The organism is Streptomyces sp. JJ38, assembly GCF_019303475.1.
Classification (GTDB): domain Bacteria; phylum Actinomycetota; class Actinomycetes; order Streptomycetales; family Streptomycetaceae; genus Streptomyces.
The window spans coordinates 24208-50474 of the sequence record NZ_JABLSI010000005.1 but is presented as its reverse complement, the minus strand read 5'-3'; the positions used below and the strand labels follow the sequence as shown (position 1 = coordinate 50474).

26 protein-coding genes are annotated in these 26267 nt (G+C 73.3%); 9 read left to right on the top strand and 17 right to left on the bottom strand.

Annotated elements, in window-relative coordinates; translation table 11 throughout:
* Positions 1-128 precede the first annotated feature (128 nt).
* Both HPT28_RS03810 and HPT28_RS03805 read right to left on the bottom strand, forming a co-directional pair.
* On the bottom strand, positions 129-710 hold the full coding sequence (locus tag HPT28_RS03810; RefSeq protein WP_219089194.1) for a hypothetical protein: 582 nt from the start codon (positions 708-710) through the stop codon (positions 129-131).
* Between the two features lie 337 nt (positions 711-1047).
* A complete protein-coding gene (locus HPT28_RS03805; protein WP_219089192.1) occupies positions 1048-1641 on the bottom strand; it encodes a PadR family transcriptional regulator in 594 nt (197 codons plus the stop codon).
* 144 nt (positions 1642-1785) lie between these two features.
* Between HPT28_RS03805 and HPT28_RS03800 the strand changes: the two genes are divergently transcribed.
* Positions 1786-2187, top strand: a complete 402-nt coding sequence (locus tag HPT28_RS03800) for a nuclear transport factor 2 family protein (RefSeq protein ID WP_219089190.1) — start codon at positions 1786-1788, stop codon at positions 2185-2187.
* 289 nt (positions 2188-2476) lie between these two features.
* Here HPT28_RS03800 and HPT28_RS03795 read toward each other — a convergent pair whose 3' ends face one another.
* From HPT28_RS03795 to HPT28_RS03755, 9 genes are all read right to left on the bottom strand, one after another.
* Entirely contained in the window at positions 2477-3295 is an 819-nt protein-coding gene (locus HPT28_RS03795; protein WP_219089189.1) for an oxidoreductase, read from the bottom strand.
* A 381-nt stretch (positions 3296-3676) separates the two neighbouring features.
* Positions 3677-4339, bottom strand: a complete 663-nt coding sequence (locus tag HPT28_RS03790; RefSeq protein WP_219089186.1) for an HD family hydrolase — start codon at positions 4337-4339, stop codon at positions 3677-3679.
* 126 nt (positions 4340-4465) lie between these two features.
* Entirely contained in the window at positions 4466-5407 is a 942-nt protein-coding gene (locus HPT28_RS03785; RefSeq protein WP_219089185.1) for a nucleoside hydrolase, read from the bottom strand.
* A 189-nt stretch (positions 5408-5596) separates the two neighbouring features.
* A complete protein-coding gene (locus HPT28_RS03780) occupies positions 5597-6769 on the bottom strand; it encodes a cytochrome P450 (protein WP_219089183.1) in 1173 nt (390 codons plus the stop codon).
* Positions 6762-7493 carry an MOSC domain-containing protein gene (locus HPT28_RS03775; RefSeq protein WP_219089181.1) on the bottom strand — a complete coding sequence of 244 codons (732 nt, stop codon included), beginning with the start codon at positions 7491-7493 and terminating at the stop codon, positions 6762-6764. Before HPT28_RS03775 ends, HPT28_RS03780 begins: the two co-directional genes overlap by 8 nt.
* A gap of 275 nt (positions 7494-7768) precedes the next feature.
* Positions 7769-8485, bottom strand: a complete 717-nt coding sequence (locus HPT28_RS03770) for a class I SAM-dependent methyltransferase (RefSeq protein ID WP_219089179.1) — start codon at positions 8483-8485, stop codon at positions 7769-7771.
* Between the two features lie 365 nt (positions 8486-8850).
* Positions 8851-9612 (bottom strand): class I SAM-dependent methyltransferase, encoded by a 762-nt coding sequence (locus HPT28_RS03765; RefSeq protein ID WP_219089178.1) that lies wholly within the window; start codon positions 9610-9612, stop codon positions 8851-8853.
* The gene (locus HPT28_RS03760) at positions 9609-10100 is read right to left on the bottom strand and encodes a MarR family winged helix-turn-helix transcriptional regulator (protein ID WP_308119059.1); all 492 of its coding nucleotides are present in this window, start codon (positions 10098-10100) and stop codon (positions 9609-9611) included. Before HPT28_RS03760 ends, HPT28_RS03765 begins: the two co-directional genes overlap by 4 nt.
* A 130-nt stretch (positions 10101-10230) precedes the next feature.
* Positions 10231-10599: a hypothetical protein gene (locus HPT28_RS03755; RefSeq protein WP_219089176.1), complete on the bottom strand. Its 369-nt coding sequence runs from the start codon at positions 10597-10599 to the stop codon at positions 10231-10233.
* Between the two features lie 120 nt (positions 10600-10719).
* Between HPT28_RS03755 and HPT28_RS03750 the strand changes: the two genes are divergently transcribed.
* The 3 genes from HPT28_RS03750 to HPT28_RS03740 all read left to right on the top strand — a co-directional run bounded on the left by HPT28_RS03750 (position 10720) and on the right by HPT28_RS03740 (position 13166).
* Complete coding sequence (locus HPT28_RS03750; protein ID WP_219089175.1) at positions 10720-11343, top strand: TetR/AcrR family transcriptional regulator C-terminal domain-containing protein; 624 nt, start codon at positions 10720-10722, stop codon at positions 11341-11343.
* A gap of 428 nt (positions 11344-11771) precedes the next feature.
* Complete coding sequence (locus HPT28_RS03745; protein WP_219089173.1) at positions 11772-12173, top strand: DUF6153 family protein; 402 nt, start codon at positions 11772-11774, stop codon at positions 12171-12173.
* A gap of 78 nt (positions 12174-12251) precedes the next feature.
* Complete coding sequence (locus tag HPT28_RS03740) at positions 12252-13166, top strand: F510_1955 family glycosylhydrolase (protein WP_219089171.1); 915 nt, start codon at positions 12252-12254, stop codon at positions 13164-13166.
* Between the two features lie 497 nt (positions 13167-13663).
* On the opposite strand, the gene HPT28_RS03735 is transcribed toward HPT28_RS03740, so the two are convergent.
* Positions 13664-15361 carry a chitinase gene (locus HPT28_RS03735; protein WP_219089169.1) on the bottom strand — a complete coding sequence of 566 codons (1698 nt, stop codon included), beginning with the start codon at positions 15359-15361 and terminating at the stop codon, positions 13664-13666.
* 219 nt (positions 15362-15580) lie between these two features.
* Here HPT28_RS03735 and HPT28_RS03730 point away from each other — a divergent pair, with 219 nt between their 5' ends.
* Positions 15581-16003: a DUF3592 domain-containing protein gene (locus tag HPT28_RS03730; protein WP_219089167.1), complete on the top strand. Its 423-nt coding sequence runs from the start codon at positions 15581-15583 to the stop codon at positions 16001-16003.
* Between the two features lie 131 nt (positions 16004-16134).
* Positions 16135-17403, top strand: a complete 1269-nt coding sequence (locus tag HPT28_RS03725; protein ID WP_219089165.1) for an APC family permease — start codon at positions 16135-16137, stop codon at positions 17401-17403.
* Positions 17404-17421: 18 nt separating this feature from the next.
* Here HPT28_RS03725 and HPT28_RS03720 read toward each other — a convergent pair whose 3' ends face one another.
* The 5 genes from HPT28_RS03720 to HPT28_RS03700 form a co-directional block, all read right to left on the bottom strand.
* A complete protein-coding gene (locus HPT28_RS03720) occupies positions 17422-17751 on the bottom strand; it encodes a PadR family transcriptional regulator (RefSeq protein ID WP_219089163.1) in 330 nt (109 codons plus the stop codon).
* A gap of 73 nt (positions 17752-17824) precedes the next feature.
* The gene (locus HPT28_RS03715) at positions 17825-19111 is read right to left on the bottom strand and encodes a diaminopimelate decarboxylase (protein ID WP_219089363.1); all 1287 of its coding nucleotides are present in this window, start codon (positions 19109-19111) and stop codon (positions 17825-17827) included.
* Between the two features lie 127 nt (positions 19112-19238).
* On the bottom strand, positions 19239-20144 hold the full coding sequence (locus tag HPT28_RS03710; protein ID WP_219089160.1) for a class II fructose-bisphosphate aldolase: 906 nt from the start codon (positions 20142-20144) through the stop codon (positions 19239-19241).
* Positions 20122-21057 carry a 1-phosphofructokinase family hexose kinase gene (locus HPT28_RS03705; protein WP_219089361.1) on the bottom strand — a complete coding sequence of 312 codons (936 nt, stop codon included), beginning with the start codon at positions 21055-21057 and terminating at the stop codon, positions 20122-20124. The genes HPT28_RS03710 and HPT28_RS03705 overlap by 23 nt, the downstream gene beginning before the upstream one ends.
* A gap of 181 nt (positions 21058-21238) precedes the next feature.
* Positions 21239-22192, bottom strand: coding sequence for an SIS domain-containing protein (locus tag HPT28_RS03700; RefSeq protein WP_219089158.1), 954 nt, complete (start codon positions 22190-22192; stop codon positions 21239-21241).
* A 234-nt stretch (positions 22193-22426) separates the two neighbouring features.
* On the opposite strand from HPT28_RS03700, the gene galT reads away from it, so the two are divergent.
* The 3 genes from galT (at position 22427) to HPT28_RS03685 (ending at position 26234) form a co-directional block, all read left to right on the top strand.
* Positions 22427-23488, top strand: coding sequence for a galactose-1-phosphate uridylyltransferase (galT, locus tag HPT28_RS03695; protein ID WP_308119058.1), 1062 nt, complete (start codon positions 22427-22429; stop codon positions 23486-23488).
* Positions 23485-24633: a galactokinase gene (gene galK / locus HPT28_RS03690; RefSeq protein WP_219089157.1), complete on the top strand. Its 1149-nt coding sequence runs from the start codon at positions 23485-23487 to the stop codon at positions 24631-24633. The genes galT and galK overlap by 4 nt, the downstream gene beginning before the upstream one ends.
* Positions 24634-25205: 572 nt before the next feature.
* A complete protein-coding gene (locus HPT28_RS03685; RefSeq protein ID WP_257578001.1) occupies positions 25206-26234 on the top strand; it encodes a LacI family DNA-binding transcriptional regulator in 1029 nt (342 codons plus the stop codon).
* Positions 26235-26267 lie beyond the last annotated feature (33 nt).

Here is a 26267-nt window from a genome sequence, read left to right as displayed (position 1 = left end):
ACTGTGTCATCTGGGCCTCCCACCCGTCCCGCACCGGGCGCCGGAACTCCCTGCCCCCGTGCCTTGCCCCGGACCACCCGGGACCCCACCGGGCGCACGGGGGCTTCGACCACGCCGCTGGAACGGCCTCAGGTCCGCTCCTCCCCGGCAGACCGGGCGGACCCTTCACCGGTGTGCCGGATGCCGACGACCTCGGATTCCGGGGCGGTGTCCTCGACCTCCTGCCGGACCACGTAGCGGTCCAGCGGCCGGTCGCCCGGCACCTCGGCACCGACGACCCGGCCCCGGATCGCGCGCAGCCGCTGGTCGATCTCGGCACCGCTGGGAGGCTGCTGTTCGCCGCGGAAGGTGATGTGCCGTCCGTAGACGTCCTCCAGCAGCCCTCGCAGCAGGCCGAGCTCCCGCAGCAGCCGTTCGTCGTCGGGGCGGAGGCGGTCCGGGTGGCGCTGGTAGACGGAAAGGGCTCCGGCCAGACGTTCCAGTTCGGCGGCGTGCAGTTCGAGGCGTCCCAGGTCGGGTTCCGCCTCGGTGAGACCCGGATCGCCGTCCAGGCAGGCGGGCGCCGGGACCGGCGGTTCCTGGGCGGCCTCCTGCTGCTCGGCCGACCGGGCCGACCGCCGGTCGATGACCCGGTGCAGATGCTGGAAGAGAAAGCTGAAAGCCGCCGGGAGCGCCGCTCCCACCACTGCCGAGGTCAGCGGATCACTCATCTGGTCCCCCCTGGGCCTGCTGTCGACCACTGATCCGATTCCCCGTCAGATTACCCAGAAACAGGGCGCCGTACCGGAAAACGGTGCGGCGAGGACGGCGGTGGACACCGCGGCCGGTTCTGCTGCCTCGGGGGGGTGCGACACGGCACCCTGGCCGCCCCCGCGTCGGCGTCCCGGGTCGTCACCGTCGGCACGTCCCCGAGCGGGCAGGTCGCGGCGCCTCGCCGGGCGTGGGGCGAGGCGAGCTCCGTGTGCTACCGGGGGCGCCGCCTGCACGGCCGGGACACGCCTTCGGGGCGGGCAAGTGAGCCGGTGAGGGCGGGTGGTTGCCGACGGGTCACGCCCGCGGTGGGGCGTCTTCCTGGTCGTGGGCCGCGGTTGCGCGTCGTTCGAGTACGCGGAGCGCGGTCTCGCCCCACTCGATGTTCTCCCGCTCGAACGCCATGCCGCGCAGGAGTGTCAGGTACGGCCCGACGCGTTCGGCCCGTGCGCAGTACTCGTCCTCCGGACACCCCTTCAGGAGGCGTTCCTTGAGCCGTTCGTACCGGGCGAGCTTGGCAGCGGCCCACTCCGTACGTTCGGTGATCGCCGCTCGTACGGCCTCGGTGTCGCCGATGTCCGCGCAGTGCACCTTGACCAGAAGCTCGTCGCGGATGGTCGTCGGTTTGCCCGGCGGTTCGGCGACGTAGGCGCACACGGCTTCCAGGCCGGCTTCGGTGAGCGAGAAGAGCCGTTTGTTCGGCCTGCGCTCCTGTTCGACGACCCGTGCGGCGATGAGGCCCTCACGTTCCATGCGGTCGAGCTCCCGGTAGAGCTGCTGAGGGGTGGCCATCCAGAAGTTCGCGACGGAGGCGTCGAAGCCCTTTGCCAGGTCGTAGCCGGATGCCTCGCCTTCGAGGAGGGCGGCCATCACCGCGTTGCGCAATGCCATGAGCCGAGGTTATCTCATCGTTGATTAGTCATGGATGCGACTAATCAACAGAGCCGCACCCCCGTCGCCGAGGGGTGGACAACCCCTGGCACTCGAGCCTAATCTCCGATGCACCTATTCAACTAATTGAGCAAAGGTGAGGTCGTGCATCCGTTCCGCCAGGCCGTCGAGAACCGCGACGAGGCAGCCATCGAGGCGCTCCTCGCCGAGAACGTCGTCTTCACCAGCCCCGTCGCCTTCAAGCCGTACCCGGGCAAGGCGATCACCGCCGCGATCCTGCGCGGGGTGATGCGGGTCTTCGAGGACTTCACCTACGTCCGCGAGATCGCGAACCCCGACGGCCGTGACCACGCCTTCCTCTTCACCGCCACCGTCGAAGGACGGCAGATCCAGGGTTGCGACTTCCTCCACTTTGACGAAGAGGGCAGGATCGACGACTTCACCGTCATGGTCCGCCCGCTCTCCGCGGCCAGGGCGCTCGCCGAGGCCATGGGAGCCCAGTTCGACCGCATCGCCCGCGAAGCCGGAGAGGCGGCCGGGGCATGAGCGACGTCGCCGCCGTCGCCATCGGCGCCGGTAACGCCGCACCCACCGCCGCTCCGGCTCTCCCTCCACATCCCGGCCGGCCCTGACGCTCTTCGCCCAGCCGGGGTTCGCGCCCATGAGGCCTGGCACGAGACGGAGTTGGAGGCGGAGCCGCCGCCGTCATCGGCGCGCGGCCACTGGCGGCACGCCCCTGTCCGGACAGCCCCCGAGCCGCCGCGGAGTCAGTGCGCCCCGGCCTGCGCCTGGGCGGGGTCTGGGTGCGAAGGTGTCGACGGCCACGTCGCCCGTCCTAGACGCCCGCGGCACGCATGACGATGCGGTCGAACGCCCGGTCGCTCAGCCACCTGCGCAGCGTGACCAGCGGCCTCCCGTACCGGCCCGCCACATAACGCGTCCGGGGACGCCGGGCCGTGATCGCCCCGACGATCACCTCGGCCAGTCGGGCGGCGGGGGTGGCCTTGCCCGGCGCGTAGTTGGAGCGGCTGGCGGAGGCCAGCTTCCGGGCCAGCCCGGCGTAGGCCGACGACCCCGAGCGCTTCAGCATCGGCTCCACCATCACGTCGCCGAACTCGGTCTCGATCAGGCCCGGCTCGATGATCACCACGTCGACGCCGAACGGGGCGAGCTCCAGGCGCAGGGCGTCGGACCAGCCCTCCAGCGCGTGCTTGGTGGCGTGATACCAGGCACCGAGGGGGGTGTAGATCTTGCCCCCGACGGAGGACACGTTCACGATCCTGCCGAAGCCCTGCTCGCGCATGTGCGGGAGGACCAGTTGGGTCAGCCGGGCCAGGCCGAAGAGGTTGACCTCGAACTGGTACCGGGCGTCGTCCACCGCGGTGTCCTCGACGGCGCCGTACAGGCCGAAGCCGGCGTTGTTCACCAGCACGTCGACCCCGCCGCGCTCAGCGCTCACGCGGTCGACGACCGCCCGGACGTCCTCGTCCCGGGTGATGTCCATGCGCAGCGTGACCGCCCCCCGTTCCTCCAGGTCGGCCATCCGGTCGACGCGGCGGGCCGCGGCGTAGACCGCGAATCCCTTGTCGAGCAGCTGTTTCGCCGTCTCCTTGCCCATTCCGGACGAGGCACCGGTCACCAGTGCAGTGCGCATGATCTCCGCTTTCGCTCCGGCGGTCCCGTCGACCACCTCCGCTGCCCACGGTAGGCAGCCGCGAGGCCCGGGGCACCAGCAGAAGCCGCCAGCTCACTCGCGGAAGGCGCCGCATCCGCTCCCATCGCACCGTGGCGCCCGGCACGCAAACGGCCCTGACCAGGCCTTTTGCCAGGGTCAGGGCCGCGGGTGGCCGCACTCAGGACTGCGGGCGCCGCCCGTGGTTCGCGGCGTTCTTGCGGCGGGCCTTCTTCTTCCGGCGTCGCTTCGAGGACATCGCGCTCCTCCTCCAGGTACGGCGTGCACGTTCGCGAACACCATAGTCCGGGGCGTGCCCGCCTTCCAACGCACGCGCCCGGGGCGGCGGGGGTGCGGTGGGTGTCACGGCCCCGTCGCGAGCCAGCCCTCGCGCACGCCATGGGCGAAGAGCTTCCGCGTGAGATCCCACAGCGTCAGCGAGCCCTCCGCGATGACGGAGGTGCGCTCGCGCACGCGCGCCTCGGTGACGCCGGGGGCGCGCCACGTTCCTCCTTCGTTGCCGGCGTTCAACAGCAGCGGCTGCAGCCGGTCCATGGCCTTGGCGAACCTGGCCTCCGGGGTACGTCGCGCCTCGAACTCTTCCCACAACGCGTGGAACGACTCGTCCTGACCCTCCGGCAGGAGGGCGAACAGCCGCTTCGCCGCGTCGGCCTCGCGTTGCGCCTGGTCCTTCTTGGCGTCGTCGTCGAAGAGGCAGGTGTCCCCCGCGTAGATCTCCACGAGGTCGTGGACCAGCACGAGTTTCAGGGTGTGTTCCACATCGATCGGCTCGTTCGCGTACTCCGCCAGGACCATGACCATCAGTGCCAGGTGCCACGAGTGTTCGGCGTCGTTCTCCCGGCGGTCGGCGGCGAGGAGGGGACTCAGCCGCAGCACGGACTTGAGCCGGTCGATCTCGGTGATGAAAGCGATCTGTTCGACCAGGCGCGAGGGCGTTCCGGGCGCCACCTTCTCGAGGTCCAGCAGGGGGCTCAGCGACTCGGGGATGTGCGGGGGTGTGTTCATGCTTCTCTCCTGTGAGGGTTGCCCGCCGCCACCCACGCGCATCGCGTCGTCGCCCTGCGCCGGGCCACGTTGTGGAAGGCGGAGCGGCTGGGTCGGGGGCGTGGCTTCGCGGTCCCGGGGGGCCGTTCAGATGCGGAGCAGTTCGAGCAGGCGGCCGTGGTCGAGCTCCTCCACGATCGTGACCGCGGGCCGGTCGGAGCGGGAGTCCCGCCAGTCGACGGCGGTCAGACCGTGGCCGAGGCTTCCCGGCCCGTAGCCGACGTAGACGCGGTGACGCACCACCCGGGTGACGACCGAGGGGTCGAGGGCGACGGCCATGGCCAGCGGGTCCGCGCGGAAGTACGCGGAGCGCCGCCCGTAGCCCGGATCGGTGAGGTAGCGGTTGTCCACGAGGCGTCGGAGGCTCGCGGCCGCCTCGCTCCCACCTCGGAAGAAGGCGTCGAACTCCTCTCGCGCGAAGGAGTGGTTGACCGTCGCCTCCCAGGTGACCAGCGTGACGTCGGGGAAGTTGGCGAAGACCAGGTCCGCGGCCACGGGGTCGGCACCGATGTTGAACTCGGCGTTGAGCGTGAGGTTGCCGTGGCCGCGTACGGCGCCGCCCATGACGACGACCCTGCGCAGCAAGCGGGGCAGCCGCGGCTCCAGCCTGAGGGCGAGCGCGATGTTCGTGAGGGGGCCGAGCGTGACCAGCGTGATCTCGCCCGGCCGGCGACGCGCGGTGTCGGTGAGGGCCAGGGCGGCGGGCAGGGTCTCCTCTGCGATGTCCGCCACGGGCCAGCGGGGGATGTCGCCGAGGCCGTCCGTACCGTGGATGTCGGCGGCGTCCGCGACGGCACCGGCCAGGGGGCCGGCGGCCCCCCGGTACACCGGGGGGCGGGCCGCCTCGTCTCCGAAGGCGCCCAACAGCCACCGCGCGTTGCCGGTCACGGCGTCGATGCCGACGTTGCCCGCGACCGTGCAGATCGCGCTCACCGGGACCGAGGGCCGTTTCGGCGAGGGGGTCAGCGCCATGGCGAGGGCGTGGGCGTCGTCCAGTCCGGGATCGGTGTCGATGATCAGCGCACTCAACGCGAGCTCCATGGGTGAGGGAACGGGAGGGGCTGGCGGCCGGGATCCGAGCGGCGGCGGGGCGGCCTCGGAACCGCGCTGCCCGAGGGCGTCGTCCGCCGGTCCGGGCGGCCTGGTGACGGGGCGCCCGGTGGCCTGCCGAAGGCGCGGTGCCGGGCGGACGGAGCGGGCGTTCGGGCCCGAAAGGTGTCACCGGTCGGGCCAGGCGGCCGGCACGAGTCGTCCGGTCAGCTTCCGGTAGCGGAGCATCGGCAGCTCGGGCTCCCGCTCGACCTGCTCCGCACGGAAGTGGACCCCGGCCTTCCGCATCGACTCGAGCAGGACTTCGACCACCGCCCGGGCCAGCGGGGCGCCGGGACAGTAGTGCTTACCCGCGCCGAAGCTGAGGCCGCGGGAGGTGCTGCCCCGGTCCCGGATCCGCAGGGGTTCGGGGAACTGCTCCGGGTCGAGGTTCGCCGTCGCGAGGCACAGGTTGACCCTGTCCCCCACGTCCAGGTGGTAGGGCCCGACGGAGAGCGGGCGACGCGCGTAGCGGCTGGCGAACCGGAAGGGCGTCGCGATCCGGAACACCTCTTCCCTCACCGAGGGGATGGGAACGCGGGCGAGGACGTCGCTGTCGACGCGTTCCCCCACGACGCACAGGGAGGTGGTCGTGGGATCGTAGGCGCCCGTCACGATCTGGGTGAGCAGGGCGGTCGCGGGCTCGGGCCCGTAGGCCGGATCACTCCATAACTCACCCAGCCGCGAAACCAGCGGTGTCGGCGGCTCGGCCCGTGCCGCGTCCAGCCATGCCCTCAGCTCGCCGATGGCGTCCAGCGCCCGGTCGATGCGGGCCATGTCGATACGGGCGGTGGCGAGTTCGTCCATCACGGCCTCGCCCAGGCGGACGAGCCGCACGGCATCGGCACGGCCCACGAGAGCGACGATCGCTTCGAGCGCCATGGGGCGCGCCACGTCCTGGAGCCAGTCGACGGGCTCGTCTCCCTTCGCGGTGAGGCGCCGGTCGGCCAGCCGGGCGCAGGCGGACAGCGTTCCCGGTGCCACCGTGCCCCGAAGGAGGCGGACGGTCACGCGACGCACCCGGTCGTGGTAGGCGGCGTCGGAGAAGACCGGCCAGTAGGCGAGGAAGCGCTTCAGGGCGGCACGTCGTGTCGCGTCCTTCTCATCCATGGCGGCCAGGCGCTGGTCGGTGGACCGCTCGGACCAGACGTCGCGGCTCAGGAGGAGCCGTCGCACGTCCTCGGCCCCGAGCGCGTAGAGGCCGCCGTTCTCGGCCGCCTCCTGGTAGGGGCACGACCGGGCCGCCCGGGCCAGGGCGGTGAACGGGTCGCGCGCGCTGTAGTCGCCGAACACGTCAAGCATGGGGCCCCTCCGCGCGTCCGGCGGCCGGTAAGCGAGCGCCCGTCCGCCCGTCCGCCCGCTGCCCGTCCGTCCCCCTGTTCTTCGCGCCGGACCGGGTCCGGTTGGAGACGTGGAACATCATCGCGGCGCGGTCCCAGGTGGGTTCCTCGTCGGCCATCTCGATGATGCGGCGCAGGACGTCCTGCTCGTCCAGGATCGCTCCGACCGCCTCGGCGACGGTGATGTGCTTGGCCGGACGCCAGACGCGCTCGACGGGGTCTCCCGGCGCGATCGTCCCCTCCTCCAGGACTCGGAGGTAGACCCCGGGCCGGCGTGCGGCGTTGAAGCGCTTGGCCCAGCCTTCCTGCTTCATCCAGCCGCCGAACGTGCCGCACGCCATGCGGGGTGCGGTGACCTGCAGGAGGGCCTCCCCCACCTGCCACTTCTCCGCGAGGACGGCACCGCTGGCGTCGAAGCCGGCCAGGTCGATGTTCTCGCCGAAGACGCCGTTGCGGAGCGGCGTCCGCAGTTGCTCGGACCACCAGTCGAGGTCTTCCCGGGCATAGGCGTAGACGGCCTGGAGTTCGCCGCCGTGGAAGTCCGCCGCCTGCTCGTCGCCCTCCAGGCCTAATTTCGTGACCCGGATATTCCCTTCGACCGGACGTTTGTTGATGGCGGTGTTTCCGCGTCGCGCAAAGCTGGAGGAAACACATGGACCGGTATTGATCGAAACAATGCGTCCCATGCGGGAGAAATTACCATCGCCCCCAGGGGCGGTCAACGGTTCAACTGTTGAAAATCTCGCCACTCGCGGAGAACTTCGAGACGGCAGGGCAATGCACCGACAACGCGTGGATACCGGCACCAGAACCCGGGAGGGAATTCACGGTGAAGCGCCGGCCAAGATAATTCGGCGACTCACTGGTTCGCCGGAAATCATTTCAGTGGGGCCCAGCCGAAAGAGGCGCGTCGCCACGTACTCGACCGGGCCACAGCACTGGCCCACCGGGAGGCGGGGAGCTACCGGGAGTCCCTCGCGCGCGCCACGACGTAGAAGGCGGGGACGTTCACGCGCCGGCCGTCGGCGGTGACCGTTCCCTGGTAGTCGATGGGAGCGCTGGAGAGGATCTCGAAGCCGACGGCCTCCAGTTCCCGCTGCAGGGCGTCCTCCTCCCTGGCCACGGGCAGGGGCACACGGTCGAAGACGAATCCGAACTTCTCCGCGGGGACGCCCTCGCCGGCGAGCTTGCCGAGAATGAACTCCCGGCTGGACGGGGCAAGTTCATAGAAGAAAGCGCCACCCGTGCCGCCGGCCAGATGCGCCAGGGAGGTGGCGGCGAGCTTGAGCTCCTCGGGAGTGAAGGCGTGCAGAACCGTGCGGACGTACAGACCGGCGTCGCCGATCCGCTCGTGCAGGGCCTTGGCCTGCTCGGGCTGGAGCAGGTCTAACTGCTCGTACTCGACGCCGGGAACGCCGTGATGCTTGCGCGCCCGCTCCACGGCACTCGGGGCCACGTCCACGCCGATGACCCGGTCGAAGTGCTGACTGATCGCGACCGTCTGCGCACCATCTCCGCAGCCGACGTCGATGACCGGCTGGGTCGGATCGAGCACGCTGCCGAAAAGGTGGAGATGCGCGTGTGCGACATAGGTGGGGTCCACGTCCCACGGCGAGGCACCGCGGACCTGGGGAAGGTCGGTCCAGAAGCGATCCCACATGGCCTCGAAACGACTCACACTGACTCCTTTTTTTCGGGTGGCGACCGGTTGTCGACACGTATCCCCGCCGATCATGGACCAAGCGTGTCCGACATGTAAAGGGTTCGCCACCGATGCGCCAGAAACGCACTTTCGGCCGGTGACTGAAATCCGCCCCGAAAAATTCACCACACAGGTATCACTCTTCATTTCTGCTTACTCTGGTCACTCCTGGACCACTGGCACCACGACAGGAAGAGAGTTTTTCTCCGGTGACTCATAATCTTCTTGCGTCGCACGCCCCGATGTGCGCACGTGGCATTCCCATCGTGGATTCGGACAGCCACGGTGAGGCTCCCCGTGGACGCCGTAGCGACCGCCGGCACCGGCGGCGGGAGGAAGCGTCAGGGCCTGGCGGCGTCCAGCACGCGAAGACCTCGGGGTCCCGCCCCGGCGTGCCGCACCTCCAGCCCGGCGGTGCGGCACTGCTCGATCAGCCAGTCCTCACCCAGGCGGAGCTTCGGGTAGCCGCTGACCCGCTGCCGCCAGCCGTCCCCCGAGCGGACGTGCAGCAGGTCGTACACCATGACGGTGTCCTCGTCGAGGACGTCGAGGAAGCACGTGAGCAGTCGCTCCTCGGCACTGCGCACGGGGATGAAGCGGTCGGTGCCGCGGACCTCGCGCGTGAAGTCCCGGTAGGTGGCGACGAACCGGCCTCCCGGACGCAACGCGTCCGCGACGTCGCCGAGGAGGCGGGGGACGTCCGCCTTGGACGGCAGGTGGGGCAGCGTGTCCCCCATGCACACGACGGCCGCCGCGGTTCCCGGCTCCACCTCCCGGGGAAGGACGCCGCGGAGGTCCCCCCGCACCGGACGGATCCGGGGCGACACACCCGTGTCCTCAGCATGGGCGGTGAGTTCGCCGAGCAGGCGCGCGCTTGTGTCCACGGCCACGACCTCGGCGAACCCGAGCCGGAGCAGGGCCAGCGTCTGCGGGCCGGGACCGCACCCGAGGTCCACGGCCACGTCGTCGTCGGCGTCCGCGCGCAGGTCCAGCTCGCCCAGAAGTCGCTCCTGCCCGGAGGCTGCGTCCTCGATGTCGCCGCCGAGCATCCAGGTGTAGTGCTCGGCGAGCAGGTGGTCGTAGTGGTCGATCGCAAGGGTCATGTTCCGGTTCCCTCCAGGGCCGACTCCCCCGTGCGCACCCAGGCGGCGAGGTCGGCGAGGTAGACGTTGGCGAGTGAGGCGTCCACCGCGGCGCCGAGTGCCGCGCGGTAGACCGGCGTCGCCTCCGCGTAACGGCGCCGCCCCGCCTCGGTGATGCTTGCCGCGACGGCCCGCCCGTCACCCGGAGCGGCGGCCCGTTCGGCCAGCCGCTGCGCCTCCAGCCGCGCCACCAGGCGGGTGACGGTGCTGTCTTGGAGGCCGATGCGGTCGGCCAGCTCCCCCATCCGCGTCGGCGTGCCGTCGTCGGACCGGACGAGCGCGCACAGCGCCCGGTACTCGGACAGGGGCAGGCCGTGCTGTCGGCGCAGCGTCTCGTCCAGGTGCTTCTCCACGCGGCCCAGCAGCCGTACGGCCATGCACCAGCGGTCGTCCTGGGCGTCGTCGGCGGGTTCGGGTGTCTCGTCGGTCGGCATCGCCGGTGAACTCACCTCGGCAGCCTACCTGCTTGCACAAGCAAGTACTCACGCCCGCGCGTATCGCACCGTCACATGCGCCTGCTCGAAGAGCGGTTCGGCCCCGCGCGCACGAACCGCGCCCAACGGAGGGAGGTTCACGCGGTCACGGGTGAAGGTGGGTGGCGGGACGCGGGGCGGGGGCCCCGCCCCCGGGGGGCAGGCCGATCCGCCAGGAGAAGAGCACGGTCATGGCCACGCAGATCAGCGCGAACACGAGGACGCCTCCGACCTCACCCTGGGCGAAGTAGGAGAACGCCGCCACGGTGAACACGCCGGAGGCCAGTCCGAACGCGGAGGCGAGCATCGGCACCGCGCGGCGCGCCGACAGGCCCGCTCCGGCGGCCAGCGCGGCGCTCACCAGCGCGTCGGGGACGACGAACGCGCTGTCCACGTCGCGCACGAGCAGATTGACGCATGTCACCAGGCTGACGAGGACAGCCACACAGCGGCCGATCGTGAGGGTGGTGGGCATTTTTCCGCCTCCCGCGGTTCGCGGCGGCACGCACCGCCACAGCGACTCATGTGATGTCTACACCGTAGACGATCACGATCCGACGCGTCTACGCCGTAGACGTGATGTGAGAATGGGGCCATGGCCAGAACTCGCTTTCTCACCCCCGAACTGATCGCCCGCAAGGCGCTGGAGGTGGGCGATCGCGGCGGTGCGGAGGCGATGACGATGCGCCGCATCGCTGCGGAGCTGGGGTGCGATCCCATGGCGCTCTACCGGCACTTCGCGAACCGCGAGGCTCTGCTCGACGCGGTCGCCGACCTCGCCGTCGCCGAGGTGGGGGACCCCGGCGTCCGGATGCCGTGGGACGAGCGCATCTCGGTGACCGCCGACGCCGTGCGGGAGGCCGCGCTGAGGCATCCGGGGATCACGGCGCACCTGGCCGCGCGCCCGCCCACGGGGGAGAACGGACGGCGTATCGCCCGCGGCCTCATGGAGGCACTCGGAGCGGCCGGGCTGCCGTCGGCCACGGCGGTGCGAAGCTTCCAGACACTCACGGCCTACCTGGCCTCATCGCTGGCCATGGCGGTCCGGGCGGGGGCGCGGGACCGGCGCTGGGAGCACGTGCGCGACGTCATGGACGAGCTGCCCGACGTCGCCGCTCCGGGAGAGGAGCTGTTCGCCGTCGGGTCGGCCGAGCAGTTCCGCTTCGGGCTGCGGCTGCTGCTGGCCGGCATCAGGGCAGAGGCCGCGGCCGGTCGCTGACCGGCCGCCCGTACGTCAGCTCGTACCCGCTCCGAAGCCATCGCGGTGCGTCTGCGGAGGCGGAATCGGGTGTGGGCCCCGGGCGGCCGTGTCTGCTCGCGCCCAACCGGTGCAGCACGTGCGCATCGGGCTCGGATCGCGGGGCTCCGGAGAGGCGCTGCGCGCCGGATCGCGCAACCTCCGGCGACGCCACCACGGTACCGTCGGGCCTGACCCACCGTGGCAGGCCGCCGGCCGCGAAGTGGCCCCGCCGTCAAGCCCGTTCCGTCCGCCGGACGGCTGGTCGTCGGCTCCGGAGGCCGGCGGCACGAGGACGGGGCCGCTCCCCCAGACGCGCGGCGCTGAGGACGGGTGCCGCCGGTCGCCCGTGCCGTCAGAGGCGACCCGCGGACGACGGCGTCCTTCCCGGCGGCGGTAGGCTGCGCCGCATGACCAGCCACCGACGTCCGCCCCGGCTCCCCGCCGCCCGGGTGGCAGCGCTGCTGGTCCTCGCCGTGCTCGGATGCGTGCTCGGCATGCACGGCCCCCAGCCGCCGGGAGTGGGCTCGGTGCCCTGCGCGGCCTCGGCCCCGCACCCCACCCTCGAATCCCCGGCACCGGGCGTGGGCGCGCACGCCGGCGAGCCGCACGAGGGCGGGAGCGGTCACTCCGAGCAGGCGCGGCAGAGTTGCGAGGCCGCGCCCGGGCCCAACGCCGTTCCCGTCCCGCCCGCGCCGGCACCCGCGCCGCCGCGGGTCCCGCCGCCGTCCGGCCCGGCCACCCCGGGTACGGAGACGGCCGGGGAGCGCTCTCCGCCGTCGCTGGCCCAGTTGCAGATTCTGCGCGTTTAGGACGCGGCCGCGTCGTCCCGCCCTGCGGCGCCGACGCCTGCCCGCGATCCGCTTCCCACCGCACAGGAGTCACCCAGCATGACCACACAGCGAACGACCGCACGCCACTCCTCCGCCCGCCGGCTTGCCACCACGGCGGCGGCCGTGGCCGCCACCCTGGCCCTGGCCGCCTGCGGCGCCGAGGGTTCGAAGCCCTCCGACGGCCACGGCGGAGCGGACGGGGACCCGGGCACCGGACACCTGCACGGGCTCGGCCTCGACCCGGCCGACGGCACCGTGTACGCCGCCGGGCACTTCGGCGTCTTCCGGCTGGCTGACGGGGAGGCGACCCGGATAGCCGACCGTCACCAGGACACGATGGGCTTCACCGTCACCGGCCCCGGAACCTTCCTGGGCAGCGGGCACCCGGCGATGGACGACCCCGAGGCGACTTCCCCGCATCTGGGCCTGATCCGCAGCACCGACGCGGGCAGGACCTGGACGACGGTCTCGGCGCAGGGGAAGGCGGACTTCCACTCCCTGCAGCCCGCCGGCGAGGTGCTGTACGGGTACGACAGCCAGAGCCGGCGGGTGTGGTCGTCGGCCGACGGCGGACGCACCTGGCGGTTCGGGGCCGAGGAGGACGTCGCCGACCTCGCCGCGCACCCGAGCCGTCCGCAGGAGGTCTGGACGACGGGCGGCGAGGGGCTCAAGCGCAGTACGGACGGCGGGCGCACGTTCACCGCCGTCCCGCAGGCACCGGCCCTCGTCGCGGTCGACCGTCCGGAGGCCGACGGCTTCGTGGGGCTCGCCCCCGACGGCACGGTGCTGGCCAGTGGCGACGGCCTGACCTGGTCCGAGGAGGGCGCGCTGCCCGAGGGCGCCGAGCCCACGGTGCTGCACGCCGCCTCCCCCGCCCGCCTGTTGGCGGCGGACACGGACAGCCGGGTCTACTCCTCCCGTGACGGCGGGAGCAGTTGGGAGCTGCTGTACGCGCCCGACGGCATCGGCTAGCCGGTATCCCCCGGCCGCGAGCAGCGTCGGTGCGGGTGCGCTGGGACGCCGACCACGCCGCCCGGAGCCGGCGCTCGCCGCGGGCCGGGGGTTCCGGGCGGTGGACGCCGTCGCGGACGGGCCAGTGGGCTCGCAGCTCGCGGCGCAGTCGGGAGAGTTCGGCGGGGGCACGGGCGGGGACCCGGCTGTGGACCTGACCGTACGGTCCCGGTCGTGCAGGAACGAGTTCCATCGTCCGCCGGGCGTCCATGGAGCCGTGGACGAACGAATGGACCCAGCGGGCGGTGCCGTCGGCCGTCCGTCGTTCCCCGCCTTGCGCGTCCGAAGTCGCCTCCGGACGCCCCCGCCGCGTTCCGCCGGGATGACACCCGCCACCGGACGGGTGCGGTGCGGCCGTACCCCGGACGGTTGGCGCGGGGGCGCCGTCGGACGGGAGTGGCGAGGACCGGGCGCAGGAGGGGGTCGCGGCCCGGCCCTCGCCGTCTGCTCGCCCCGGGCTAGGGCAGGTCGTGGACGTGCGGGCCGACGGCGTTGGACCAGGCGTTGCCCGCCGTGGCGTCCCAGTTGGTCGACCAGGTCATCGCGCCCCGCAGCGAGGGGTAGGTCCTGGACGGCTTGAACTGGCCACAGCCGGTGCCCCGGGTCAGGCAGTCCAGGGCGTCGTTCACCACGGACGGGGGGACGTAGCCGCTGCCCGCGCCCCGGGGTGAGGCGGGTACGCCGAGGCCCACCTGGGACGGGTCGAGGCCGCCCTCCAACTGGATGCAGGCGAGCGCGGTGAGGAAGTCCACCGAGCCCTGGGCGTAGACCTGGCCGTCGCAGCCGAGCATCGAACCGCTGTTGTAGTACTGCATGTTGACGACGGTGAGGATGTCCTTCACATCGAGCGCGAGCTTGAAGTACTCGGTGCCGGTGTGCTGCATGTCGATGGTCTGCGGAGCCATGGTGAGGACCATGGAGGGGCCGGCCTTCGCCGAGAGCTGGCGCAGCGCCTTGCTCAGGTAGGTGGCGTCGATGCCGTGTTCCAGGTCGATGTCGACACCGTCGAAGCCGTACTCCTGCATCAGGGCGTAGGCGCTGTTGGCGAAGGCGGTGGCCGCGGCGTCGCTGTTGACCAGGACGTTGCCCTTCTCGCCGCCGACCGAGATGATCACGGACTTCCCCGCGGCCTGCTTGGCGGCGATGTCCGACCGGAACTCCTCGACGGAGGAGTAGCCGAGGGCGGGGTCGAGGTTGAAGACGATCTCACCCGGTGTGGTGGTGGAGTCGGCGAAGGCCACGGCGATGATGTCGTACTGGTCCTGTACGTCCCGGAGCTTCTGGACGGTGGCGCCGTTGTCGAAGTTCTGCCAGTACCCGGTGACCGCGTGCCGGGGCACGGCCGGGTTGCCCGGGGGCGTGTCCTTGGCGGTGCGGGCGGTCACCGCCGGGGACTTGGGCGACTCGCCCGCCGAGTTGGCGGCGGTCACCCGGAAGGTGTAGTCGGTGTCCGCGGTGAGCCCGGTGACCGTCGCGGAGGTGCCGCTCACCGAGGCGGCACGGGTGCCGTCGCGGTAGACGTGGTAGCCGGTGGCTCCGCTGACGGAGGGCCAGCTCAACGTGACCGAGGACGCGGTGACCGCGCTGGCCTCGGGGGCTCCCGGGGCGTCGGGCACGACCGGGTCGGGGTCGGTGCCGCCTCCGCCGTCGGGGCCGAACACGCTGACGTCGTCCACGTGGTAGGCGGAGGTGCCGTACCAGCCGTGGGTGTAGAGGGTCACCGAGGTGGTGTCGGCGCCGGTGGTGAAGCTGGTGGAGAGCCGGGTCCAGGTGCCTGTGTCGGGCGTCCAGGTGGACACGTCGGTGGTTCCGGTGCCGCGTGCGCCGAGGTAGGCGTAGCCGCCGCGCACCCAGGCTTCGACGGAGTACGTGGAGTCCGGCTTCACCGTGAGGGTCTGGGTGCACTCGGCGCGGTCGAGCCCCTCGGGCGTCGCGCGGAGGGCGCCGGTTCCGGTGCGCACGGGCGAGGTGACGGCCGCACCGCTGCCGGCGGTACAGGACCAGTCGGTGAGGCCGGATTCGAATCCGGGGTTCTTGACGACGTTGACGTCGGCTGCCTGCGCCGTCGTGGACGTGCCCAGGAGGCAGAGCCCGGCTCCGAGGACGAGCGCGAGCCCGGCGCCCAGCCCTCTGCGGGCGGATGTGGTGCGGTCCACTGGGGTCCTCCGGTGGGGAGTTGGGGGTGCGGGAGGCGGGCGTCCCGGCTCCCTGGGTGCGGTGGCCACCGTGGAGGTACAAGCTGGTCCAGACCAATCACATTGTCAAGACCCCGTCAAGACACACTTCACCTGGGCACGTGTCCGCTTCTCGCGCGGACGCGTCGCCCGGCTGGGTAGGAGCAACACGAGCGGCGTACGCCGGCCCGAGGGGGAAGCATGATCTATCTGCTCTGCCTGGTGGTGCTGGGAGCGTCCGCGTGGTGCGGGCACCTGGTCGTCCGCCGGTCGCGCAGACGCCGCGCGGCGTGGACGAGCGGGGTGACCGCCCCGGCCCGGGTGGTCCGCGCCCACGTCCGGAACGCCCAGGGGCCCCGGGGCACCTCGGGACAGGTGCGCTACCACGACTACGCGTTCGCCACCGCGGACGGGATCACGGTGCGCTTCACGGAAGGCGGCGGTCCGGCCAGGGACGTCGGCGACCGGTTGACGGTGTACTACCCGCCGGGCCGGCCGGACTGGGCCACGGCCGCCGCTCCGGCCCCGCGCCGGGAGGCGGCGGTGGCCGTCGTCACGCTGCTGCTGTTGCTGGCCGCCAACGCGGCCATGGGCGTCGCGCTCGTCCTTCACCACCGGTCGTGACGGCCACGGCACCCACACGGCGCGGCCCCGCCCGGGGAGTGCCTCTCCTGTAGGGGTACCCCTCGCCCGCTCACGTATCGTGAGCCGATATCGGAGACCGTAAGCCCGACCGCACGCCGAGGAGCACTGCCATGAGTCAGCCCCCCGCCACCGGTGTGCCGAACGAGCTGCGGCGGCGGCTCGGGCTGGCCGACGCGGTGGTGATCGGTCTGGGCTCGATGATCGGCGCGGGCGTCTTCGCCGCCCTGGCCCCCGCCGCCCGTGCGGCCGGTTCGGGACTGCTGCCGGGGCTGGCCCTCGCCGCCGTCGTCGCCTACTGCAACGCCACCTCCTCGGCCCGGCTCGCCGCCCGCTATCCGGCCTCCGGCGGCACCTACGTCTACGGCCGCGAGCGACTCGGCCCGTTCTGGGGCTACCTGGCGGGCTGGGGCTTCGTGGTGGGCAAGTCCGCCTCCTGCGCAGCGATGGCCCTGGTCGTCGGCGCGTACGTGTGGCCGGGGCACGAACACCTCGTGGCGGTGGCCGCCGTGGTGGCGCTGACGGCGGTGAACTACGCCGGGGTACAGAAGGCGGCCTGGTTCACCCGCGCCGTCGTGGCCGTCGTCCTGGCCGTGCTGGCCGCGGTGGTGGTCGCCTGCCTCAACTCGCCGGCCGCCGAACCGGGCCGGCTCGAGATCGGTGCCGACGCCGGAGCCGCCGGCATCCTGCAGGCCGCCGGGCTGCTCTTCTTCGCCTTCGCCGGATACGCGCGCATCGCGACGCTGGGCGAGGAGGTGCGCGATCCCGCACGGACGATCCCGCGGGCCGTGCCGCTCGCGCTCGGGCTGACACTGCTGGTGTACGCCGCGGTCGCGATCGCGGTGCTGGCGGTGCTGGGGGCCGAGGAGCTGGGCGAGGCCACCGCGCCGCTGTCGGACGCGGTCAGGGTCGCGGGCGCCGGCTGGCTGGAGCCGGTGGTGCGGGCCGGCGCGGCGGTGGCGGCGCTCGGCTCGCTCCTGGCCCTGATCCTCGGCGTCTCCCGGACCACGCTCGCCATGGCCCGCGACCGGCACCTGCCGCATGTCCTGGCCTCGGTGCACCCGCGGTTCCAGGTGCCCCACCGGGCCGAGTTGCTGGTGGGAGCCGTCGTGGCGGTGGCCGCGGCCACGGTGGACCTGCGCGGTGCGATCGGCTTCTCCTCCTTCGGCGTCCTCGTCTACTACGCCGTCGCCAACGCCTCCGCCCTCACGCTGACGCGGCAGGATCGCCGCCCGCCGCGGGTGGTGCCGCTGTTCGGGCTGGCGGGGTGCCTCACGCTGGCCGTGACACTGCCCGCGTCCTCGGCGCTGGCGGGCGCGGCCGTGCTGGCCGTGGGCGCCTCCTGGTACGGGCTGCGGCGGCTCACCGCGAACCGCCGCTGAGGCTCCCTCGCGGCCGGTTCAGCGCCGCGGCTCGTCGCCGGGCGTCGCCGTCCCGTCGCCGAGGACCTCGCGGGCCAGCTCGGCGAGGGCTCTGCGGTCCTCCTCGAGCGCCCGCTCCCCGGCCGCGGTGGCCCGGTAGACGCGCCGGGCGCGCCCGCCGACGACCCGCTGCTCGGAGACGAGCAGCCCGGCCGCCTCCAGCCGGTGCAGCGTCGGGTACAGGGTGCCGGGGCTGATCCGGTAGCCGTGCCGGGTCAGTTCCGCCGTCATCCAGGCGCCGTGGATCTCCTCCCGGGCCGCGTGGTGGAGGATGTGCAGTCGCACCGCGCCCCGCTGGAACTCCCGCACCCGTGGCCCTCCTCCGGCGGTGGCGAAGCCGATATCGGCCGCCGATTCTACGCCGCGCTCCCCCTCCCGTCGCTCAGTCCGGACCACCCGCCGGGCGGAGGGTGCGGAAGCGGACCTCGCCGTCCGCGGCGGTGGAGAAGCCGTACACCGCGGGCACAGGCAGGCTGTTGTAGTGGAAGGGGGTGGAGAAGGCGTACGCGCCGGTGTCGAGGACGGCGACGAGGTCGCCGGGGGCGAGCCGCGGCAGCGGGCGGGCCGTGGCGAGCAGGTCCCCGGCGAAGCAGCAGGGGCCCGCGACGTCCTGGGCCAGGACGTCGCCCCGCTTCTGACGGCCCGACGGATCGTGCGCGGTGACGCGCAGCGGCCAGGCGTCAGGCCGGAAGACGGTGCGGGTGGCGACGTGGGCGCCGGCGTGCGTGATGGCCACCGGGCGCCCTCCTGCGGTCTTGGTGTACTCCACGAAGGCGGTCATGAAACCGTTCTTGGCGAGCAGCGCGCGCCCGAACTCGGTGACGAGCCGGTAGTCGCCACTCAGCAGCCGGGGGGCGTGCCGCCGCAGGGCCGCCACGTAGCCGTCGAATCCGGGGTCGGGATCGTCGCTGTCGAAGTCGACCGAGAGGCCGCCGCCGATGTCGATGCCGACGACCTGCCGGCGGCCGAGCGTGGAGTTGATCTCGTCGGCGAGTTCGACCGTCCTGGCCAGGCCCCGCGCGGTCAGCTCCGGCGCGATGCCCTGCGAGCCGACGTGCGTGTGCAGCCAGGTGAGCCAGGGGCGTTCGCGGAAGGCGTCGATCAGCCGGGCGCGGTTGCCCTCGTCGTCGAGCGCGATGCCGAACTTGGAGGTGTCGGTCGCGGTGCTCATCGCCTCGATGGAGCCGGCGCCGACCTGCGGGTTGACGCGCACCCCGAGCGGCGAGGCGGAGGGGTTCGCGGCCAGGAGGGCGTCGACGCGTTCCAGTTCCTGGAAGTTGTCGACGTTGACGGCCACCCCGAGGCGCAGGGCGCGGGCGAGTTCGGCGCGCGTCTTGGCCGGGGAGTCGAAGACGATCAGCTCGGGGCCGAAGCCCGCGGCCGTGGCCCGGTCCAGCTCACCGGCGCTGGCGACCTCGCAGCCCATGCCGTGCAGCCGCAGGTGCTCCAGCACCGGCACGAGGCTGTTGGCCTTGGCCGCGAAGGTGTGCCGGACGGAGAGGGAGGCGGGGAAGGCCGACCGCAGGGCCGCGACGAGGGCGGCGACGCCGTCGAGGTCGACGAAGGCGGCGAGCACCGCCTCGTCCGGGTCGGTCAGCCCCTCCCGTACCGCCGCGCGGATGACGCGTTCGCGCCGCAGGGCGGCCTCTCCGCCGGGTGAGGGGGACATGGCGGGGGGCGGGGCGTTCACGTCGGGCGTCTCCTGGGGGGGCGAGCGGACGATGCGGGCGCAGTGGTCTGGACCGTGCTTCCGATCATCGGTGCCCGGGGCACGGCTGTCCACGGCGCGGGACGGGTCACGCGGGACGGGTCTTACGGGGGACGGGAGCCGCGACGGGGCGCGAGGTGCCGCCCGTCGTCGCGGCGCCGGGGCCCGCCAGGAGGTCCAGCAGCCTGGCGACCTCGGCGGCCACGGCGTCCCGGGCCGGGCCGAGATAGCGGCGCGGGTCGGCGAGTTCCGGCGCGGCGGCCAGCAGGGAGCGCACGACCCGGGTGAGCGTCCGGTTGAGGTGGGTCGAGATGTTGACCTTGCGCAGCCCGGCGGCCACCGCGCGGCGGAGCCCGTCGTCGGCCACCCCGGAGGAGCCGTGCAGCACGAGCGGTACCGGGACGGCCGCGCGCAGCCGGGTGATCAGCTCCTCGTCGAGGACGGCGTCCCGCGTGGGCATCGCGTGCGAGCTGCCCACGGCGACGGCCAGGGCGTTCACTCCGGTGGCCGCGACGAAGGCCCGGGCCTCGTCGGGGTCGGTGCGCACCCCGGGAGCGTGGGCGCCGTCCTTGCCGCCGACCTCGCCGAGCTCCGCCTCGACCCACACACCCCGGGCGTGGCAGAAGCCGGTGATGTCGCGCGTGGCGGCCACGTTGTCGGCGTAAGGCAGCTTCGCCGCGTCGAACATCACCGAACGGAAACCGAGTTCGACGGCCGCGCGGACGAGCTCGGGGGACTCGGCGTGGTCCAGGTGGACGGCGGCGGGCACGTCGGCGCTTCGGGCGATGGCCAGGGTGGCGAGGGCTACGGGTTCCAGGGCCCCGTGGTAGCGGACGGTGTTCTCGCTGAGCTGGAGGATGACGGGGCGCCCGGCGGCCTCGGCCCCGGCGACGATGGCCTCGGCGTGTTCGAGCTGGACGACGTTGAACGCGCCGACGCCACCGCCCTCTCGCTCGGCCGTGGCCAGGATGTCACCGGTGGGTGTGAGGGGCATGGAGTTCCTCCAGACGCACGGTCGTGCGCAGTCGGTGGTAGGCGGCGGGGTCGACGTCACCGGCGGTGGGACGCAGGACGGCGGCGGCCGACAGGGCCGCGGCCTCGCGCAGGACGCGGCGCCAGGGCCGGCCGTCGGCGAGCCCGGCGGCCAGTGCGGCGACGCAGGCGTCGCCCGCGCCCGTCGGGTTGCCGGTGAGGGCTTCGGGAGGCGCGGCGTGCCAGGCGCCGTCCGGAGTGTGGGCCTCAAGGCCCCGCGGGCCGAGCGAGGCCACGACGGCGCGCGCCCCGGCCGCGCGCAGGGCCAGCGCGGCGGCGGTCATGTCGGTGTGGCCGGTGGCCTCGGCGAGTTCGGCCGCGTTGGGCTTGACGAGGTCCGGACGGGCCCCGAGGGCCTCGCCGAGAGCGGGTCCGGAGGTGTCGAGGACGGTGCGGGCTCCGGCTGCGGCCGCCGTCCGGATCAGCCGGGCGTAGGCGTCGGCCGGGAGGCCGGGCGGAGTGCTGCCGGACAGGACGACGACGCGTGCGTCACGTACGAGGCGGGCGTAGCGGGCCGTGAACTCCGCCCACTCCCCGGGCCCGACGCGGGGGCCGGGCTGGTTGAAGACCGTGGCCTGGCCGTCCGCGTGGGAGACGACGGTGACGGTGCGCCGCGCGTCGCCGCCCACGGGAACGAGCGCCTCGGGCAGGCCCGAGGCGCGCAGTTCGCCACGGATCAGCTCGCCGGTGGGTCCGCCCGCGAGCCCGGTGACGAGCGTGGGCCGCCCGAGGAGGTCGAGCACCCGGGCGACGTTGATCCCCTTGCCGCCCGCGCGTTCGTGGGTCTCCCCCACCCGGTGCGAGGTGCCCGAGACGAGCCGGTCGACGCCGTAGGTGACGTCGAGCGCCGCGTTGAGCGTGACCGTGAGGATCAGCCGGGGCCCCACCGCCCCGCGGACGGCCGCCGGTCCGCCGCCCGGGGCGGGGCGGCCCGGGACGTCCGGGGAGCGCGGCTCCCCGGCCGGCACGGCGCCCTTGGTCCCCGTGCCGCCGACGTCCACGCCGACGACGCGCGCGGGTTCGGGCCGTGGCTCCGGCCGCGGCCCCGGTTCCGGCTCAGGCACGGCCGGTTCCGAGGACGACGGACCGGGTGAGGTTGCGCGGCCGGTCCGGGTCGTGGCCGCGGGACTCGGCGAGGTCGACGGCGAGGCGCTGGGCGCGGACGAGGTCGGCGAGGGGGTCCAGCCCGTCAGGTCCGCCTCCGGAGTGCGCGACGAGGGTGCCGCCGACGCCGGCGACCTCGTCGGCCAGGCCCGGGGGCACCGCGCCGAAGACCCAGACGAGCCGGCCGGGCCCGGTGATGCTGATCGGCCCGTGCCGGTACTCCATGGCCGGATACGCCTCGGTCCACGCCCCGGCGGCCTCGCGCAGCTTCAACGCCGCCTCCAGGGCCAGCCCGTACGTCCAGCCCGTGCCGAGGAAGGTGATCTGCTCCGGGACGCGGCCCTCCAGGGCACCGGGCGCCTCGGCCAGGGCCCGCTCGGCGTCGGCCACGGCCCGCTCGACCGGGCGCACCCCCGCGGGGAGGGCCGCCTCGGCCTCGAGGTGGGCGCGCAGCAGGGCGAGGACGGAGGTGGCGAAGCGGGTCTGGACGACCGACTCCTCGTCGGCGAAATCGAGTACGGCCGCCGCCTCGGCCGCGCGCAGGACGGGGGCCGAGGGGTCGGCGGTGAGCACCGAGATGGCGCTTGGGCCCGTCAACCGCCCCAGGAGGTCGAGCACTTCGGTGGTGGTGCCGGAGCGGGTGACGGCGAGGACGCGGTCGTAGCGGCGCCGGTCGGGGAACTCGGAGGCGGCGAAGGCGTCCGTCTCGCCGTGCCCACCGCGTTCCCGCAGGGCAGCGTACGACTGGGCCATGTACCAGGAAGTGCCGCAGCCGACGACGGCGACGCGTTCGCCGCGGCGGGGCAGGAGGTCGGCACAGCGGGGTGCGAGCTGGGCCGCCCGCCGCCAGGACTCGGGCTGGGAGGCGATCTCCCCGGCGGTGCGGGAGGGGGCTGCGTGGGACATATGGGGAAGGCTCCTCGGAAGACCGGCGGTGGACCCTTGGCGCACCGGGCCCGCGGAACCTCCCGGAGGGCGCTGAAGGCGAACGCCATCCGGGCGACCCTGAGCATCGGTGCGCGTTTCTGCTCGAAGTGAGCTTATTTCGAGCATATACAAGCATCGTTCGTCGAGGAACCGGTCCGCCCGCCCCAGCCGTCACACCTCGCACGAGGCGACCGACCCAGAAGGCCGACATCTGTGCTGAGCCCCGCGAAGAAAACGACGACGCAGCTCGCCGACGGTCGCGAGCTGATCTACTACGACCTCGACCCGAGCGCCGACCGCGAGGCGCGTGACCCACGCTCGCTCCCCGCCGTCGACAGCCGCCCGGAGCTGCGGCGCGACGAGCTCACCGGCGACTGGGTCACCATCGCCTCGCACCGGCAGGGCCGCGTCCACCACCCGCCCGCCGACGCCTGCCCGCTGTGCCCCTCCCGCGACGGACGGCACGGCGAGATCCCCGCCGCGGACTACGAGGTCGCCGTCTTCGAGAACCGCTTTCCCGCGCTCTCCGGGGACGCGGGTCGCTGCGAGGTGGTGTGCTTCACCGCCGACCACACGGCACGCTTCGCCGACCTCGCCCCCGAGCGGGCCCGGCTGGTGCTCGACGCGTGGACGGACCGCACCCGCGAGCTCTCCGCCCTCCCCGGGATCGAACAGGTCTACTGCTTCGAGAACCGCGGCGCCGAGATCGGCGTGACCCTCCCCCACCCGCACGGCCAGATCTACGCCTTCCCCTTCGTCACGCCGCGCACCCGGAAGATGATCGCCTCGGCCGAGGCCCACCGCGCGGCCACCGGCCGCAATCTGTTCGAGGACCTGCTCACGGCCCAGGAGGCCGACCCCGCCAGGACCGTCCTGCGCGGTGAGCGGTGGACCGCGTTCGTGCCCTACGCCGCCCGCTGGCCCTACGAGGTCCATCTCCTGCCGCACCGGCGCGTCACCGACCTCACCCGGCTCTCCGAGGCCGAACGGTCCGAGTTCCCCGACGTCTACCTGGAGTTGCTGCGCCGCTTCGACCGACTCTTCCCCGCCCCGGACTCGGCGGACGGCACCGCACCCACCCCCTACGTCTCCGCCTGGCACCAGGCCCCCCGCACTCGGGGAGACGAACTCGCCCTCCATCTCCAGCTGTTCACCATCCGCCGCACCCGCGACAAGCTGAAGTTCCTGGCGGGAGTGGAATCCGGCATGGACGCGTTCGTCAGCGACGTGGCACCGGAGGCGGCGGCCCGCCGGCTCCGGGAGGTGGCCTCGTGAGCCACCTCCGCCAGCGCCGCTTCCGCGAACTGTTCGCCGCCGAGCCCGAGGGCGTGTGGGCCGCCCCCGGCCGGGTGAACCTGATCGGCGAACACACCGACTACAACGACGGCTTCTGCCTGCCCGTCGCGCTGCCGCACACGACCCGTGTCACGGCACGGCGCCGGGACGACGGCCGGCTGCGGCTCCACAGCGAGCAGCGCGAGCCCGGGCGGATCACCGATCTCACGGTCGCGGAACTCACCCCCGGCTCCGTCACCGCGTGGGCCGCCTACCCGGCCGGGGTCGTCTGGGCACTGCGCGAGGCTGGACACCGGGTGGGCGGGGCCGACCTCCACATCGACGGCACCGTGCCCCCAGGCGCGGGCCTGTCGTCCTCCGCGGCGCTGGAGTGCGCCGTCGCCCTCGCCTACGCCGACCTCCACGGTCTCGGGCTGGACGGCGCCGCGTTGGCGGCCCTCGCCCAGCGGGCGGAGAGCGCCTTCGCCGGGGTGCCGTGCGGAATCATGGACCAGCTGGCCTCCGCGTGCTGTACCGCGGGTTCCGCGCTGTTCCTGGACTGCCGGCACCGGAGCTGGGAGCGGGTGCCCTTCGTTCCGCGGGCGCACGGCCTGGCCCTGCTGGTGGTCGACACCGGGGTCGGCCACGACCTGGGCGACGGCTCCTACGCGGCACGGCGCGCGGGCTGCGAGCGGGCGGCCGCGCTGCTCGGTGTGCCGGCCCTGCGCGACCTCGCGCCGGGGGACCTGCCCGGCGCCTCGGTCCGACTGCCGGGGGAACTGGCCGCGCTGGTCCGGCACGTGGTGACGGAGAACGCTCGGGTCGAGGCCGGCGTGGCGGCCCTGCGCTCTGGCCGGATCACCGAGCTGGGCCGGGTCCTGACGGCGGGCCATGCCTCCCTGCGGGACGACTACCGCGTCTCGTGCCCGCAGTCGGACCTGGCGGTCGACAGCGCACTGGCCGCGGGCGCTGTCGGGGCCCGGATGACCGGCGGCGGGTTCGGCGGCTCCGTCATCGCGCTGGCGCCGCAGGAGGCGGTGGCCTCGGTCTCCGGCGCCGTCTCGGCGGCCTTCGACGCCCACGGGCTGCCCGAGCCGCGCGTGTTCACGGCCGAACCCTCGGCGGGTGCCCGGCGCGTCGCCTGACCGGCGCAGGGCGTGGGCGGCGACGGCGAGCGACGTGGCGGCTCCCGTGGCCAGACCGGCGCGCCAGAAGCGGTGCGGGGTCAGAAGGGCGAGGACGAGGGGCCCGGACCTTGGGACGTCGCCGGGCGGTCCATGCCGGACGAGGCGATCGACGCGGCGCCGACGGCCGCCTCGTTGCCGTGAACCCACCCCATCGTGTTAGCGATAACCCTCCGGATACCCCATCAGTTCCCGCCCGCCCCCGGGACAGCCCGCCATCAGCCCCACGCCGAGCACCGTCTCGGCCGCCGCCCACACGGTCCGTCTCACCCGCCCCCCTTTCCCTGGACCAGGCGGAATGGTCAGACCCGACGCCCTCGCCCCGATGCCGTGGGCGATGCTCCGACACCTCCACACCGGGAGTCCCCGCGCCGGCGCACCGGAACCATGGCCCGGCGTTGATGGCGATGCCGATGACATGGTCATGGATAGACTGCCCGAGCCGACGGCGCGGTGGACGTGCGGCCGCGGTCGGCAGGCCGGAGGAGATGCGAACGATGTCAACGGACGTGAAGGCGACGGGAAAGGGGACCATGAGGAAGCGCGCTGCGGGCGGCGGCGTCCCACGTGAGCCCGGCATGGCCGACGTCGCACGGGTGGCCGGGGTCTCCGCGCAGACGGTGTCGCGGACACTGTCCGGCCACCCCAACGTGCAGCAGAAGACGCGGGCCAAGGTCCTCGCCGCCGTGGAGCAGCTCGGCTACCGCAAGAACAACGCGGCGAGGACGCTGTCCTCCGGGCGCAGCCGCACCATCGGCGTCGTGACCCTGCAGACCAACTCCTCCTCCCGCACGGCACTGACGTTCGGCATCGAGGGCGCCGCCCGCGCGGCCGGGTACGCGGTGTCCACCGCCACCGCCGCCTCCCTGGACACCCACGCCATCGAGGAGGCCATGTCCCGGCTGGCGGACCAACGCGTCGAGGGGGTCATCCTCGCCGTCCCGCTCATCCACGTGAGCCGCAAGATCGAGCAGCTCACCCGCTCCGTGCCGACGATCACCATCGACGGCTCCCGCACACCGGACACCGAGGTCGTCGCCGTCGACCAGACGCTGGCCGCGCGGCTGGCGACGCGTCACCTGCTGGAGCTGGGCCACGAGACGGTGTGGCACGTGTCGGGCCCCACCGAGTGGCTCGACGCCGCCAGCCGCTGCAGCGGCTGGCGGGACACCCTGGAGGCCGCGGGCGCGACCGTGCCGCCCGTGCTCGAGGGGGACTGGTCGCCCGCCTCCGGCTACCGCAACGGGCTGATCCTGGGCAAGATCCCTGACGTCACCGCCGTGTTCGTCGCCAGCGACGAGATGGCCTTCGGCGTCATCCGGGCCCTGCACGAGCTCGGCCGGCGGGTCCCGGAGGACATCTCCGTCGTCGGCGTGGACGACATCGCCCTCGCGGAGTACTGCTCGCCCTCGCTGACGACCGTGGCCCAGCCGTTCGCGGAGATGGGCACGCTGGCCGTCTCCCACCTGCTGCGTCACATCGCCGACCCGGAGGCGGCGCCGGACCCGGCCTCCGTCGAGCCGGCCCTGATCGTCCGCGCCAGCACGGCACCGGCCGCCTGAACCGCCGCTCCGGGTGCGCCCCGGGGGCGGGCC

Excerpts from the sequence above, each read along its gene's own strand:
- HPT28_RS03810 (WP_219089194.1), bottom strand. The coding sequence starts at position 710 with ATGAGTGATCCGCTGACCTCGGCAGTGGTGGGAGCGGCGCTCCCGGCG.
- HPT28_RS03750 (WP_219089175.1), top strand. The coding sequence starts at position 10,720 with ATGGCCAGAACTCGCTTTCTCACCCCCGAACTGATCGCCCGCAAGGCG.
- HPT28_RS03725 (WP_219089165.1), top strand. The coding sequence starts at position 16,135 with ATGAGTCAGCCCCCCGCCACCGGTGTGCCGAACGAGCTGCGGCGGCGG.
- HPT28_RS03745 (WP_219089173.1), top strand. The coding sequence starts at position 11,772 with ATGACCAGCCACCGACGTCCGCCCCGGCTCCCCGCCGCCCGGGTGGCA.
- HPT28_RS03730 (WP_219089167.1), top strand. The coding sequence starts at position 15,581 with ATGATCTATCTGCTCTGCCTGGTGGTGCTGGGAGCGTCCGCGTGGTGC.
- HPT28_RS03795 (WP_219089189.1), bottom strand. The coding sequence starts at position 3,295 with ATGCGCACTGCACTGGTGACCGGTGCCTCGTCCGGAATGGGCAAGGAG.
- HPT28_RS03805 (WP_219089192.1), bottom strand. The coding sequence starts at position 1,641 with ATGGCATTGCGCAACGCGGTGATGGCCGCCCTCCTCGAAGGCGAGGCA.
- HPT28_RS03775 (WP_219089181.1), bottom strand. The coding sequence starts at position 7,493 with ATGGGACGCATTGTTTCGATCAATACCGGTCCATGTGTTTCCTCCAGC.
- HPT28_RS03710 (WP_219089160.1), bottom strand. The coding sequence starts at position 20,144 with ATGCCCCTCACACCCACCGGTGACATCCTGGCCACGGCCGAGCGAGAG.
- HPT28_RS03755 (WP_219089176.1), bottom strand. The coding sequence starts at position 10,599 with ATGCCCACCACCCTCACGATCGGCCGCTGTGTGGCTGTCCTCGTCAGC.
- HPT28_RS03740 (WP_219089171.1), top strand. The coding sequence starts at position 12,252 with ATGACCACACAGCGAACGACCGCACGCCACTCCTCCGCCCGCCGGCTT.
- HPT28_RS03700 (WP_219089158.1), bottom strand. The coding sequence starts at position 22,192 with ATGTCCCACGCAGCCCCCTCCCGCACCGCCGGGGAGATCGCCTCCCAG.
- HPT28_RS03790 (WP_219089186.1), bottom strand. The coding sequence starts at position 4,339 with ATGAACACACCCCCGCACATCCCCGAGTCGCTGAGCCCCCTGCTGGAC.
- HPT28_RS03780 (WP_219089183.1), bottom strand. The coding sequence starts at position 6,769 with ATGCTTGACGTGTTCGGCGACTACAGCGCGCGCGACCCGTTCACCGCC.
- HPT28_RS03765 (WP_219089178.1), bottom strand. The coding sequence starts at position 9,612 with ATGACCCTTGCGATCGACCACTACGACCACCTGCTCGCCGAGCACTAC.
- HPT28_RS03685 (WP_257578001.1), top strand. The coding sequence starts at position 25,206 with ATGAGGAAGCGCGCTGCGGGCGGCGGCGTCCCACGTGAGCCCGGCATG.
- HPT28_RS03715 (WP_219089363.1), bottom strand. The coding sequence starts at position 19,111 with ATGTCCCCCTCACCCGGCGGAGAGGCCGCCCTGCGGCGCGAACGCGTC.